The following is a 12,458-nucleotide window of genomic DNA, read 5'->3' on the forward strand; positions in this document are numbered from 1 at the left end:
GGCGGAAAGGAGTCACGGGCCATGGCAGTCCAGCTCGACGCCCGTCCGCCGGTCAGACCGGCGCACCGCATCGCCCGCCTCGGCCGGGGCGCCCGGCTCAGCAGGTTCGACGCGAAGTACTCGCCCTACCTGTACATCGCCCCGTTCTTCCTGATCTTCGGGGTCTTCGGGCTCTACCCGCTGGCGTACACGTTCTGGGTCTCGCTGCACGACTGGGACCTGCTCGGCGCCGGGCACCCGTACGTCGGGTTCGACAACTACAGCCAGCTCCTGGCCGATCCGGACTTCTGGCACTCGGTGGTCAACACCCTCGGCATCTTCGTCATCTCCACCGTGCCGCAGCTGCTCGCGGCGCTCTGGCTGGCCAGCCTGCTCAACCGCCGGCTCCGGGCCCGCACCAGCTGGCGGATGGCGGTGCTGATCCCGAACGTCACCTCCACCGCCGCGGTGGCCATCGTCTTCGGGGTGCTCTTCGGCCGCGAGTTCGGCATGGTCAACTGGCTGCTCGACCACGTCGGCATCGACGCGATCGACTGGAAGGCGAACCGGATCGCCTCCTGGGTGGCCATCTCGACCATGGTCGACTGGCGGTGGACCGGCTACAACGCGCTGATCTTCCTGGCCGCCATGCAGGCCATCCCGCGCGACCTCTACGAATCCGCCTCGATCGACGGTGCGAGCCGATCGCGGCAGTTCTGGTCCATCACCGTGCCACTGCTCAAGCCGACGATCATCTTCGCGGTCATCATCTCCACGATCGGTGGCCTCCAGCTCTTCACCGAGCCCCGACTCTTCAACTCCGGTACCAACGCGATCCGCGGCGGCCCGCTGCGCGAGTCGCAGACGGTGACCATGTACATGTTCGAGAACGCCTTCGCGCCGCACTACAACTTCGGCTACGGCTCGGCGATCGCCTGGCTGCTGTTCGCGCTGATCGCGGTGGTCGCGGCCGGCAACGTCCTGCTGCTGCGCCGGCTCGGCGGCGGCAACCGCAAGGAGATCTCCCGATGACCCGCCTCTGGTCCGCCGGCCGGCTCACCTACCTGGCGCTGGCCCTCACGGCCTTCCTGTCGATCTTCCCGATCTACTGGATGTTCGTGGTGGCCAGCCGGACCAGCGACGCCATGGGCCAGGTCCCGCCCCCGGTCACCCCGGGCGGCAACCTGGGCGCCAACCTCGCCGAGCTGTTCGAGAACACCGACGCCTACTTCCTCACCGGTCTGATCAACTCGGCGATCGTGGCCGGCACGGTCACCTTCTCCGTGGTCCTCTTCTCGACGCTGGCCGGGTTCGCCTTCGCCAAGCTCCGGTTCCGGGGACGCAACGCGCTGCTGCTGTTCATCGTCGCCACCATGATGGTCCCCACCCAGCTCGGCGTGATTCCGCTGTACCTGCTGATGACCAAGCTGAACTGGAACGACCGGCTGCCCGCCGTGATCGTGCCGGCGCTGGTCACCGGCTTCGGCGTGTTCATGATGCGCCAGTACGCCGGCCAGGCCGTCAGCACCGAACTGATCGAGGCCGCCCGGGTGGACGGCTGCAACACCGCGCGGATCTACTGGAACGTGGTCCTGCCGGCGCTGCGCCCGGCCGCCGCGGTGCTGGGCCTGCTCACCTTCATGACCACCTGGAACGACTTCCTCTGGCCGTACGCGGTGCTGAACGACCCGGAGAACCCGACCGTGCAGCTCTCGCTACGGGCCCTGTCCGACGGCTACTACCAGGACATGTCGCAGGTGTTCACCGGCACGGCCATCGCCACCCTGCCCCTGCTGCTGGTGTTCGTCGTCTTCGGCCGCCAGATCATCGGCGGCATCATGGAAGGCGCGGTCAAGGCGTGAGCGCGAGGAGCGAGCCGGGCCTGCGAGCCCCGCAGTCGCGAACGAAAGAAGGCACCGCGTGAGCGCGAGGAGCGAGCCGGGCCTGCGAGCCCCGCAGTCGCGAGCGAAAGAAGGCACCGCGTGACCGTGAGCAAGCTCCGGTTCCCCGAGAACTTCGTCTGGGGGGCGGCCACCGCCGCGTACCAGATCGAGGGCGCCGCCCGGGAGGACGGTCGCGGCCCGTCCATCTGGGACACCTTCAGCCGTACGCCGGGCAGGGTGTTCCAGGGACACACCGGCGACGTAGCCTGCGACCACTACCACCGGTACGCCGACGACGTGGCGCTGATGGCGGACCTGGGGCTGGCGGCGTACCGGTTCTCGATCGCCTGGCCCCGGATCCGGCCCGACGGCACCGGTCCGGTCAACCCGCGCGGCCTGGACTTCTACGACCGGCTGGTGGACACCCTGCTGGGCCGGGGCATCGACCCGTTCGTCACGCTCTACCACTGGGACCTGCCGCAGGCCCTGGAGGACCAGGGCGGCTGGACCGCACGAGAGACCGCCGAGCACTTCGCCGACTACGCGGTCGCCGTTTACCGGCGGCTCGGGGACCGGGTGCGCACCTGGACCACGCTCAACGAGCCGTGGTGCTCGGCGTACCTGGGCTACGGCAACGGGGTGCACGCGCCCGGCCGCCGGGACGCCGGGGCGGCGTTCCGTGCGGTACACCATCTGCTGCTCGGCCACGGCCTGGCCAGCCGGGCGCTGCGTGCGGCCGGCGCGGAGGTCCTGGGGATCACGCTCAACCTGGGTGACGTGCAGCCGGCGGACGGCGACAGCGCGGCGGACGCCGCCGCGGTGCGGCTGGTCGACGGCCTGCAGAACCGGATCTTCCTGGATCCGCTGACCGGCGCCGGTTACCCCGACGACGTGCTGGCCCACGTGCGCCGGACGGTCGAGCCGGACTTCATCCGGGACGGGGACGAAAAGGTGATCGCCGCGCCGATCGACCTGCTCGGGATCAACTACTACTCGCCCACCTACGTGGCGGGCCGGACGGACGGCGCGGGCAGCAGCGCGTACCCGGGCACTGCGGGCAGCGTCGAGTTCCTGCCGCCGGTCGGGCCGCTGACCGACATGGGCTGGATGATCGAGCCGGCCGGCCTCACCCGGCTGCTGGAGCGGGTGGCCGCCGACTACCCGGGGCTACCGATGGTCATCACGGAGAACGGCGGCGCGTTTCCCGACGGCGTGCCGGACGCCGGGGACCGGGTGGCCGACACCGACCGGGTCGGCTACCTCGACGGGCACCTGCGGGCGGCGCACGAGGCCATCTCCCGTGGGGTGGACCTGCGGGGTTATCTCGTATGGTCATTGCTGGACAACTTCGAATGGGCCGAGGGTTACCGGAAGCGGTTCGGGATCGTCCACGTCGACTACCTGACCCAGCGGCGCACACCGAAGGAGAGCGCCCGCTGGTACCAGGAGGTGATCGCCCGCAACGGGCTGTGACGAGGTGGTGGTAACGGGGATGACGACGGCACAACGGCCGACCCTGGAGGCGGTGGCCAAGCGGGCAGGTGTGTCCCGGGCGACGGTCTCCCGGGTGGTCAACGGTTCCACCACGGTCGCGGAGTCGATCCAACAGGCGGTCCGCCGGGCGGTCGAGGAGCTCGGGTACGTCCCGAACCTCGCCGCCCGCAGCCTGGTCACCCAACGTACCGACTCGGTCGCGCTGGTGATGCCCGAGGCGGCCACCCGCGTCTTCTCCGACGACCAGGTCTTCCCGGGGATCATCCGCGGGGCGGCCCAGGAGCTGGAGGCGGCGGACAAGCAGCTGGTGCTGATGCTGGCCGGCTCGCCGGCCGGGCACGAGCGGGTCGAGCGGTACACCACCGGCCGGCACGTCGACGGGGTGCTCTTCGCCTCGCTGCACGGCGCGGACCCGCTCCCCGGCAGGCTGGCCCGGCTGGGTATCCCGGTGGTGTGCAGCGGTCGGCCGCTGGACGGCGCCGAGGTGCCGTACGTGGACGTCGACCACGTCGGCGGGGTCACCCGTGCGGTGCGGTACCTGATCGAGGGTGGCCGGCGGCGGATCGCCACCATCGCCGGCCCGCAGGACATGGTCGCCGGCATCGAGCGCCTGGAGGGCTACCGGAACACGGTCACCGCGGCGGGCCTGCCGGTGATGGTCGCGTACGGCGACTTCACCCGGGAGTCCGGCGCCGCGGCGATGCGGCACCTGCTCGCCGCCCACCCGGACCTGGACGCGGTCTTCGCCGCCTCCGACCTGATGGCGCACGCCGCGCTGCGTACCCTTCGGGAGGCGGGGCGGCGGGTGCCGCAGGACGTCGCCGTGATCGGCTTCGACGACATCGAGACGGCGGCGTACACCGAGCCGCCGCTGACCACCATCCGGCAACCGATTGTCGAGCTGGGCCGCGCGATGACCCGGCAGCTGCTCCGGATCGCGGCGGGCGAGCAGGTCGAGCTGGCGCTCATGCTGCCGACCGAACTGGTCGTCCGCGAGTCGGCCTGAGGTGCACAGGGGGCCGCTTGACGCCTCCGGTGGCCGCGGTTAAACACCTCGCGGCCGGACCCGGGGGCGGGCTAGGGTCGGCCGGTGCCGTCGATCCGCCCCGCACACCTCGACGACGCGACCGCCGTGGTGGGGTTGCGCGCGCTGGTCTACCCGTACCTCGTGCAGGGGGTCGAGGGCACCCGGCAGGCGATCGCCGCCACCCCCCGCAACCGCCGCATCCTGGTGGCGGAGGTCGACGGCGCGGTGGTCGGCTGGGTGTCGGCGTACGCCACCGGCACGGCCGGCGAGGTCTCGCTGCTGCACGTGCACCCCGAGCAGCGGGGGCGTGGGCTCGGCACCGCCCTGCTGACGGCTGCGCTGGACCATCTCGGCACGCTCGGGGTCGACCGGATCCGGGCCTGGGCGCTGGAGGGCTCGCTGGATTTCGCCCGGGCGCACGGCTTCACCCCCAGCCGAGCGGTCCGCTACGCCGCGCTGGACCTGCGCGAGCTGCCGCCGATGCCGCCGGTTCCGCCCGGCGTCGAGCTGCTCCCGATGGACACCCTCGAGCTCTCCGCGTTGCACGCCGCGCACGTCGCGGCGAGCGCCGACGAGCCGGGTGACGTCCCGGTCAGCCCGCTGTCGTACGACGACTGGCGGGCGAGCATCTGGGACAACCCGGACGCGGCCCGGTCGGCGAGCACCGCCGCAGTGGTGGACGGGGCACCGGTGGCCCTGGCCGAGCTGCTGCGGGACGGGCACCGGGTCTGGTCGGACATGACCGCGACGCTGCCCACCCACCGGGGACGGGGGCTGGCCCGACTGGCCAAGCTGGCGGCGCTGCACCGGGCCCGGGCGGCCGGCGCGACCGCGGCGTACACCTCGAACGACGAGGCGAACGCCCCGATGCTGGCGGTCAACACCCGGCTCTGCTACCGGCCGGTGGCCACCCAGTGGTCGTGCCTGCGCGCCGGGGGCGACCGGTGACCGAGGCTGCGATCCGACCCGCCCGCCCCGAGGACGCGCCCGGTGTCGTGGCGCTGCGCACGGTCGTCCATCCGTACCTGGTGCGCGGGGTCGAGTCGACCCGGCGGATGATCGCCCATCCGCCGCCCGGGGAGGACTGGACCGCCTGGGTGGCCGAGGTGAACGGACGGGTGGTCGGCTGGGTGTCGGCGTACCGGAACAGCCAGACCTCGGAGCCGGACGTGGGAGAGATCTCCACCCTGCACGTGCACCCGGCGTACCGGCTCCGGGGAACCGGCACCGCGCTCCTGGAGGCCGCGCTCGACCGGCTGCGCGTCATCGGCGCCCGGCGGGTGCTCACCTGGTCCCAGCCCGGGTCCCTGCCGTTCGCCCGCCGGCACGGCTTCACGCCCAGCCGGGAGCTGCGCTACTCCGCGCTCGACCTGCGGCCCACCCCGCCGATGCCCGGGCCGGCGCCGGGCGTACGGCTGCTTCCGGCCGCCGGGGTGGACCCGCGCCGCATCCACCGGGTGGACGCCGAGGCGTCGCTGGACGAACCGGGCGATGTTCCGACGGACGCCATGGGCTACGACATCTGGCACCACGAGGTCTGGGACAACGCGGGGCTGGACCGGGAGGCCAGCACGGTGGCCGAGGTGGACGGCGAGCTGGCCGCGGTCAGCCTGGTCAAGCGGGACGGCGACCGGATGTGGTCGGCGTTCACCGGCACGGTGCCGAGGCACCGGGGTCGCGGCCTGGCCGGGCTGGTCAAGCGGGCCGCGCTGCACCGGGCCGCGCTCGGCGGGGCCCGCGTCGCGTACACCTCCAACGACGGGGCGAACGCGCCGATGCTGGCGGTCAACGCCCGGCTCGGCTACCGGCCGGTGGCCACCCAGTGGTCCTGCCTCCGCGAACTCGGCTGAGCTCGGCCGGACGGGCGGGGTCAGCCGGCAGCGGCGACCCGCGTGGCGACGGCGTACGTGTCCGCGCCGAACAGCACCAGCCGGGCCTCGGTGACCTGCGCCGGGGCGGCGGCGTGCAGCACGGCCAGCGCCTGGCGCACGGCGTCGTCGACCGGCCAGCCGTAGATTCCGGCGGAGATCAGCGGAAAGGCGACCCGCGCCGCGCCCAGCTCGTCGGCGACCCGCAGGCTGTTGGCGTAGCAGTCGCGCAGCAGCGCCGACCGGTCCTCCCTCGCGGAGTAGACCGGGCCGGCGGTGTGCACCACCCAGCGGGCCGGCAGGTTGCCGGCGGTGGTGGCGACGGCCTGCCCGGTCGGCAGGCCCCGGCCGTACCGGGAGGCGCGCAGCGCCCGGCACGCTTCGAGGATCGCCGGGCCTCCCTTGCGGTGGATCGCGCCGTCCACCCCGCCGCCGCCGAGCAGCGAGGAGTTCGCGGCGTTGACGATCACGTCGACCGGCTGCGCGGTGATGTCTCCCTCGATCAGGACGGTCTCCATGTCACCCCTCCTCGACGGACTGGCCGAGCGACCGGCGGGCCAGCAGGGTGGCCCCGGCGACGGCGGCCGGCATGACCAGCACCGCGCCGAGCGGGATCAGGAAGCAGACGAAGACGGCCACCCCGAAGCCCAGCGCGGTCGGCCGGTCCGCCCTGAGCAACGAACGGCGGTCCGGCAGCCGCAGGCCGCGCCGGTAGAAGGGCGCGCCGACCAGTTCCAGGGCGAGGAACCAGCCACCCACCAGCGCGCCGACCACCGGGACGACCGTCTGGCCGACCACCGGGATGAAGCCGGCCGCGAAGAGGGGTACGCCGACCAGCACGGAGATCGCCACCAGCCGCAGCGAGTCGGCGATGCTGTGCCGTAGCGAGGCCCAGAACGGCACCTCGACAGCGCCGGGGGTGCCGCCCAGCCGGTCCTCGACCCGCTCGGAGATCTTCTCGTAGAACGGGTCGCCGATGGCCAGCGTGACCGCGGTGAAGGTGAGCACCCCGAGCAGCGCGGCCAGGCCCACGACGGCCAGCCCGGCGAACACCCGGATCAGCCCCCGCCACGTCCCCGACCAGTCGTCGGCGAACGGGGTGACCAGCGCGGCCAGGTCGTCCACGAAGTACAGCAGGGTGGCGAAGGCGGCCACGAAGAGCGCCCCGGAGAGCAGCGCCGGCACGATCCCGAGCAGCATCAGCCCGGGGCTGCGGACGTAGAGGGCGAGGCCGCGTAGCAGCAGTCCGGCACCAGCGAGGAAACGGGTGGCGGCGCCGGTGGCCAGCGCGACGAGGCGGGAGGCGGCGCCGGTGGCCGGCGCGACGAGGCGGGAGGCGGCGCCGGTCACCGGCGCGGCGGGGCGGGGTACGTCCACGGCCCGCAGCCTAGTGTCGGCGCGCCGCCCGCGCCGGTCCGTGGGGCAGGCGGGTCCTGTCCGCCACGGGAGGCGCCGACCGGGGACCCTTCCCTACACAATGGGCGGGTGCGTGCGTCCCGGCTGATCTCGTTGGTCCTGCTGCTCCAGTCGCGGGAGACGATGACCGCGGCCGAGCTGGCCCGGGAGCTGGAGGTCTCCGAGCGCACCGTCTACCGGGACGTGCTGGCGCTCTCCGCGGCCGGGGTGCCGGTGTACGCCGACCGGGGCCGGTCCGGCGGCTACCGCCTGCTCGGCGGCTACCGGACCCGGCTCACCGGGCTGACCCGCGACGAGGCGGAGGCGCTCTTCCTGGCCGGGCTGCCCGGGCCGGCCGGCGACATGGGGCTGGCCGACGCGGTGGCCGCCGCCGAGCTGAAGGTGCTCGCCGCGCTGCCGCCGAGCCTGCGGGACGCGCCGGCCCGGACCGGGCAGCGGTTCCACCTGGACGTGCCGGGCTGGTTCCGGGAGTCCACCCCGCCCCCGTGGTTGGCCGTGCTGGCCCGCGCGGTCTGGCGGGACCGGGTGGTCGAGCTGCGCTACCGGCGCGGCGAGCGGGAGGTGATCCGGACGGTCGAGCCGTACGGGCTGGTGCTGAAGAGCGGCGTCTGGTACATGGTCGGCCGGGTCGGCGACGGGTGGCGGACCTACCGGGTGGACCGGGTAATCGGGGTCGCGGCGGGCGAGGACACCTTCGACCGGGAGGAGGGCTTCGACCTGGGGGCGTACTGGCGGGAGCAGGCGGAGGCGTTCCTGCGCGGCATGCTGCGCGCCGAGGTCCGCGTCCGGTTGAGCCCCACCGGCCTGCGTACGCTGCGGCACGTGGCGGAGGCCCCCTTCGCGTACGAGGAGGCGGTGGCCGGGGCGGGCGAACCCGACGGGCAGGGGTGGGTGGTGACCCGGCTGCCCGTCGAGTCCGTCCCGGTGGCGTACGACGTGCTGTTGCGGCTCGGTCCGGAGGTCGAGGTGCTGGATCCGCCGGAGCTGCGGGCGCGCTTCGCCGAGGCGGCCCGCCGCTCCGCCGCCCGCTACGCCGACGTGCCGGGAGCCGTCCCGGGCGACCCGACGCCGGGGGCCGGTCAGCGGTAGCCGGTGTCGTCCGCGGGTTTGCCGGGCTTGACCACCTCCGCGTGGTAACGCCCCCAGTCCGGGCGGGTGCCGTCGAGGTCAGTGAAGCCGTACACCTGCGCGAGGCCGCCGCTGTCGAGGGACTCGCCGTTCCAGCGGGCCCGGTCCGGGTCGGCGGCCAGGGCGGCCACCGCGCGGCCGACGAAGGCCGGCGTCTCCGACATGACGAAGTGCGGCTCCTTCACCGCCCCGTCGCGCCAGTTGGCCTCGGTGACCCCGAAGTGCTCCAGCATCGCCTCCGAGCGCAGCCAGCCGGGGGTGAGCGCGACCGCCGTGCTCCCGTACGGCTCCAGCTCGTGCGCCTGGGTGAAGGCGAGCCGGTTCACCGACACCTTGGCCAGGTCGTAGAAGACCGAGAGCCGGTACGTGTCGTCGTTGTAGTCCTTGGTGCCGTCGCCGATCTCCACGACCAGGCCGCCCGGGTTGCGGATCAGCAGCGGCAGCGCGAAGTGGCTGGTGATGATGTGGGTGTCGACGGCCAGCCGGAGGGTGCGGAACCCGGCGTCGAGGGGCTGCGCCCAGACCGGTTTCTCCCAGGTGATCAGCGGGTCGGCGCCCCAGATGTCGTTCACCAGCACGTCCAGCCGGCCCTGCTCGGCGTCGATCCGCTCGACCAGGCGGCGTACCTGGTCGGGGTCGAGGTGGTCGACGGCGAGGCCGATGCCGGTGCCGCCGGCCGCGGTGACCAGCTCGGCGGTCTCCTCGATGGTCTCCGGCCGGTCCATCTCCGAGCGGTGCTCGCGGGTGGTCCGGCCGGTGGCGTAGACGGTGGCCCCGGCGGCGCCGAGCTGGACGGCGATCTGCCGGCCGGCGCCCCGGGTCGCGCCGGCGACGAGCGCGATCTTCCCTGTCAGCGGTTTCGTCATGCCACCCACCGTGGCACCGATACCTGACAGCCGAAGTCCGGTTTTGCGGCTGATCCGGATCAGCCATCATGGCCGGCATGCACCTGCTGCTCTCCGGGATCGTCGGCTCGGTCGCCTACGGCCTGGCCGGCCCCGGTTCGGACGTGGACCGGATCGGGGTCTTCGCCGCGCCCACGGTCGCCTTCCACGGCCTGCACCCGCCCCGCGAGTCGGTGGTCACCACCAACCCGGACGTGACGTTCCACGAGGCCGGCAAGTACTGCCGCCTGGCGTTGAGCGGCAACCCCACCGCCACCGAGCTGATGTGGCTCCCCGACGACTGCTACGAGACCCGTACGGAGCTCGGCGAGCGGCTGGTCGCCCTCCGCTCCGCCTTCCTCAGCGCGCCCCGGGTCCGGGACGCCTACCTCGGCTACGCCGGCCAGCAGTTCCGCAAGCTGACCGCCCGCGACTCCTCGGTGGGTGGGCGGCGGCGTTCGGCGAAGCACGCCCGGCATCTGGCCCGGCTGCTGCACCAGGGGCGCCTGCTCTACGCCACCGGGGTGCTGGAGATCCGGCTGGCCGACCCGCAGTGGTTCCGGGCGTTCGGCGAGCGGGTCGCGGGCGGCGCGCTCGACGAGGCCGAGGCGCTGGTCGCGGCGGCCGAGCGGGACTTCGGCCGGATCCGCACGCCACTGCCGGACCGGCCGGACGAGGAGACCGTGGAGCGCTGGCTGCTCGCCGTCCGCGCCGCGCACCTGCCGGACTGACCGGTCACCGCACGTCGAACCGGTTGGCCTCCGGTTCGGCCAGGGTGGTGTGCACGCCGTCCGATGCGCTCAGTCGACCAGGCGGACGCGGACCCGGCGGTTGGCCCGGCCCTTGCTCTCCACCTTGACCACCTGGACCTTGCCGATCTGGGCGGTGGAGGCGACGTGGGTGCCCCCGTCGGCCTGCACGTCCAGCCCGACGATGTCCACGATCCGGACCTCCTGTTCGTCCGGCGGGATCAGGTTGGACTGGGTACGGATGATGTCCGGCAGGGCCAGCGCATCGGTCCGGGGCAGCACCCGGACGGCGACCGACCGGTCGGCGGCCACCTCGGCGTTGACCAGTTCCTCGATCCGGCTCTTGAAGTCCGGCGGCACTTCGGGAAGGTTAAAGTCCATCCGGGCCTCGCCGGGCTCCATGTTGCCGCCGGTGACCAGCGCGCCGAAGTCGCGGAAGACCACTCCACAGAGCACGTGCAGTCCGGAGTGGGTACGCATCAGCATGGTCCGCCGGCCATCCTCGACCGCGCCGGTGACGGCGGTGCCGACCGGCGGCACCGGGTCACCCTCGGCCGGGATGAGCCACAGGTCGTCGCCCTTGCGGGTGCCCACGATCCGGGTCTGCGACCCCTGCCAGAGCAGTACCCCGTGGTCCGGCGGTTGTCCGCCGCCACCCGGGTAGAAGGCCGACCGGTCCAGCACGATGCCCTGCTCGGGATCGGCCGCCAGCACCGTGCACGCCCACTCCCGCAGGGTGGGGTCGGCGAGATCGAGGCGGTGCGTACGGCCGTGGTGTGTGACGCCCATGGACAGCGACGTTACCCGTTGAGGAACGTCGAGATCCGCTCCCGCAGGTCGGCGCGTTCCGTCCAGAGCACGCCCGGCCGGTCGTACACGTGCAGGGTGGCGTGCGGGAGCGCGGCGGCCAACTGCTCGGCGACCCCCACCGGGTGCAGGTCGTCGCCGGCGCAGGCGATGACCAGCGCCGGCGCGGTGACCGCGCCGAGCGCGCCGGCGTCGCGCAGCGGTGCCTGCTCCGGCAGGCTGGCCAGCCCCGGCGCGAGTCCGTCGCGGAGCAGCTGATCCAGCCGTTGCCGCAGGTAAGCCCAGCCGGCCGGGGTGTTGCGGACCGACGGCGGCAGCTCCAGCGACACCACGTCGGCCAGCGCCGACGCGTCCCCGTCGCCCACCGCGTCCAGCAGGTCGGTCAGCCGGGCCCGGGCCACCTCGCCACGCGGGGTGTCCAGCACGGCGGGAAGGAAGAAGACCAGCTTCTCGAAGCGTTCCGGGCTCTCGGCGAGCAGCCGGCAGAGCGCGCCCGCGCCGAGGCTGGCCCCGAAGGCCCGGGTGGCACCGTCCAGGTCGGCGATCGACCGCAGGTCACGGGCCAGGTCCAGATAGCTCCACGGGCCGGGCGGCGAATCGGAGCGACCGTGCCCGCGGAACTGGAAGAAGACCTTCCGCCCGGTTACCGCGCTGCCGAACGGCCGGGTGGTGGCGATACCGTTGCCCAGCCCGTGCGCGAACACCGTCACCGGCTCACCGACGCCGGTGACCAGGCGTTCGAGCCGTACACCGTGCGGGGTGGCGACCAGCTCGGTCTCCGGTTCGGGCAGGGCCGGCCGGCCGGTGCGGGGTGCCCCGGGACCGGGCCCCCAGGTGCGGGGGCCGCCGTCCGGCGGCGGCGGCCAGCGGAAGCTCCTCACCAGAAGCCCCGGCCGTCGTGCAGGTCACGCAGCCCGACCCGGACGTCCAGCAGGTAGATCAGGGCCGCCGCGATGCCGACCAGGCCGAAGATGCTCAGCGCCCCGCCGAACCCGAAGAACGGCAGCGTCAGCAGCATGCAGACCGCCAGGATCGCGATCCAGGCGCCCTTGGGCAGGGTGCCGATCGCAGGGAACGCGTCGGAGCGCTGGGTGATCGCGTGCACCAACGCCACTCCCTCGATGACCAGGGCGAAGACGAGCAGGATCAACTCGATCACGTAGCGGATTTCGAACGCGAAGATCGGCGCGGCAATGGCCATGTCGGCAAGCTTATGCCGAGAC

The 12,458-nt window shown here is 73.2% G+C and carries 14 protein-coding genes; 8 read left to right on the forward strand and 6 right to left on the reverse strand.

Going from position 1 to position 12,458, the window contains the following annotated elements; genetic code table 11:
• Window positions 1–21 precede the first annotated feature (21 nt).
• The 6 genes from ACL02O_RS12025 (at window position 22) to ACL02O_RS12050 (ending at window position 6,233) form a co-directional block, all read left to right on the forward strand.
• Window positions 22–1,011 (forward strand): carbohydrate ABC transporter permease, encoded by a 990-nt coding sequence (locus tag ACL02O_RS12025; RefSeq protein ID WP_412818104.1) that lies wholly within the window; start codon window positions 22–24, stop codon window positions 1,009–1,011.
• Window positions 1,008–1,841 carry a carbohydrate ABC transporter permease gene (locus ACL02O_RS12030; RefSeq protein ID WP_412818105.1) on the forward strand — a complete coding sequence of 278 codons (834 nt, stop codon included), beginning with the start codon at window positions 1,008–1,010 and terminating at the stop codon, window positions 1,839–1,841. Before ACL02O_RS12025 ends, ACL02O_RS12030 begins: the two co-directional genes overlap by 4 nt.
• A gap of 126 nt (window positions 1,842–1,967) precedes the next feature.
• Window positions 1,968–3,335, forward strand: coding sequence for a GH1 family beta-glucosidase (locus ACL02O_RS12035; protein WP_412818173.1), 1,368 nt, complete (start codon window positions 1,968–1,970; stop codon window positions 3,333–3,335).
• A gap of 19 nt (window positions 3,336–3,354) precedes the next feature.
• Window positions 3,355–4,362 carry a LacI family DNA-binding transcriptional regulator gene (locus tag ACL02O_RS12040; RefSeq protein WP_412818106.1) on the forward strand — a complete coding sequence of 336 codons (1,008 nt, stop codon included), beginning with the start codon at window positions 3,355–3,357 and terminating at the stop codon, window positions 4,360–4,362.
• Between the two features lie 84 nt (window positions 4,363–4,446).
• Window positions 4,447–5,331, forward strand: coding sequence for a GNAT family N-acetyltransferase (locus tag ACL02O_RS12045; RefSeq protein WP_412818107.1), 885 nt, complete (start codon window positions 4,447–4,449; stop codon window positions 5,329–5,331).
• Window positions 5,328–6,233: a GNAT family N-acetyltransferase gene (locus tag ACL02O_RS12050; protein ID WP_412818108.1), complete on the forward strand. Its 906-nt coding sequence runs from the start codon at window positions 5,328–5,330 to the stop codon at window positions 6,231–6,233. Before ACL02O_RS12045 ends, ACL02O_RS12050 begins: the two co-directional genes overlap by 4 nt.
• Before the next feature lie 20 nt (window positions 6,234–6,253).
• On the opposite strand, the gene ACL02O_RS12055 is transcribed toward ACL02O_RS12050, so the two are convergent.
• Together ACL02O_RS12055 and ACL02O_RS12060 are read right to left on the reverse strand one after the other, a co-directional pair.
• Entirely contained in the window at window positions 6,254–6,769 is a 516-nt protein-coding gene (locus ACL02O_RS12055) for an O-acetyl-ADP-ribose deacetylase (RefSeq protein WP_412818109.1), read from the reverse strand.
• 1 nt (window position 6,770) lies between these two features.
• Window positions 6,771–7,538, reverse strand: coding sequence for an EI24 domain-containing protein (locus ACL02O_RS12060; RefSeq protein WP_412818174.1), 768 nt, complete (start codon window positions 7,536–7,538; stop codon window positions 6,771–6,773).
• Between the two features lie 198 nt (window positions 7,539–7,736).
• Between ACL02O_RS12060 and ACL02O_RS12065 the strand changes: the two genes are divergently transcribed.
• Window positions 7,737–8,756: a helix-turn-helix transcriptional regulator gene (locus ACL02O_RS12065; protein ID WP_412818110.1), complete on the forward strand. Its 1,020-nt coding sequence runs from the start codon at window positions 7,737–7,739 to the stop codon at window positions 8,754–8,756.
• Here ACL02O_RS12065 and ACL02O_RS12070 read toward each other — a convergent pair.
• The gene (locus ACL02O_RS12070) at window positions 8,747–9,661 is read right to left on the reverse strand and encodes an SDR family oxidoreductase (RefSeq protein WP_412818111.1); all 915 of its coding nucleotides are present in this window, start codon (window positions 9,659–9,661) and stop codon (window positions 8,747–8,749) included. The two genes, ACL02O_RS12065 and ACL02O_RS12070, sit on opposite strands and share 10 nt — an antisense overlap.
• A 77-nt stretch (window positions 9,662–9,738) precedes the next feature.
• Between ACL02O_RS12070 and ACL02O_RS12075 the strand changes: the two genes are divergently transcribed.
• Window positions 9,739–10,410, forward strand: a complete 672-nt coding sequence (locus tag ACL02O_RS12075; protein WP_412818112.1) for a nucleotidyltransferase domain-containing protein — start codon at window positions 9,739–9,741, stop codon at window positions 10,408–10,410.
• A gap of 69 nt (window positions 10,411–10,479) precedes the next feature.
• On the opposite strand, the gene ACL02O_RS12080 is transcribed toward ACL02O_RS12075, so the two are convergent.
• From ACL02O_RS12080 to ACL02O_RS12090, 3 genes are read right to left on the reverse strand one after another with little or no spacing between them, the layout of a single operon-like run.
• Window positions 10,480–11,217 carry an alanyl-tRNA editing protein gene (locus ACL02O_RS12080; RefSeq protein WP_412818113.1) on the reverse strand — a complete coding sequence of 246 codons (738 nt, stop codon included), beginning with the start codon at window positions 11,215–11,217 and terminating at the stop codon, window positions 10,480–10,482.
• Window positions 11,218–11,228: 11 nt separating this feature from the next.
• On the reverse strand, window positions 11,229–12,116 hold the full coding sequence (locus ACL02O_RS12085) for an alpha/beta fold hydrolase (protein ID WP_412818114.1): 888 nt from the start codon (window positions 12,114–12,116) through the stop codon (window positions 11,229–11,231).
• Window positions 12,113–12,436, reverse strand: a complete 324-nt coding sequence (locus ACL02O_RS12090; RefSeq protein WP_412818115.1) for a DUF2516 family protein — start codon at window positions 12,434–12,436, stop codon at window positions 12,113–12,115. The genes ACL02O_RS12085 and ACL02O_RS12090 overlap by 4 nt, the downstream gene beginning before the upstream one ends.
• Between the last annotated feature and the right edge of the window lie 22 nt (window positions 12,437–12,458).

The sequence above is a fragment of the Micromonospora mangrovicola genome (assembly GCF_047200535.1).
In the GTDB taxonomy this organism is placed as follows: domain Bacteria; phylum Actinomycetota; class Actinomycetes; order Mycobacteriales; family Micromonosporaceae; genus Micromonospora.

Excerpts from the sequence above, each read along its gene's own strand:
- ACL02O_RS12090 (WP_412818115.1), bottom strand. The coding sequence starts at position 12,436 with ATGGCCATTGCCGCGCCGATCTTCGCGTTCGAAATCCGCTACGTGATC.
- ACL02O_RS12055 (WP_412818109.1), bottom strand. The coding sequence starts at position 6,769 with ATGGAGACCGTCCTGATCGAGGGAGACATCACCGCGCAGCCGGTCGAC.
- ACL02O_RS12030 (WP_412818105.1), top strand. The coding sequence starts at position 1,008 with ATGACCCGCCTCTGGTCCGCCGGCCGGCTCACCTACCTGGCGCTGGCC.
- ACL02O_RS12025 (WP_412818104.1), top strand. The coding sequence starts at position 22 with ATGGCAGTCCAGCTCGACGCCCGTCCGCCGGTCAGACCGGCGCACCGC.
- ACL02O_RS12075 (WP_412818112.1), top strand. The coding sequence starts at position 9,739 with ATGCACCTGCTGCTCTCCGGGATCGTCGGCTCGGTCGCCTACGGCCTG.
- ACL02O_RS12070 (WP_412818111.1), bottom strand. The coding sequence starts at position 9,661 with ATGACGAAACCGCTGACAGGGAAGATCGCGCTCGTCGCCGGCGCGACC.
- ACL02O_RS12080 (WP_412818113.1), bottom strand. The coding sequence starts at position 11,217 with ATGGGCGTCACACACCACGGCCGTACGCACCGCCTCGATCTCGCCGAC.
- ACL02O_RS12040 (WP_412818106.1), top strand. The coding sequence starts at position 3,355 with ATGACGACGGCACAACGGCCGACCCTGGAGGCGGTGGCCAAGCGGGCA.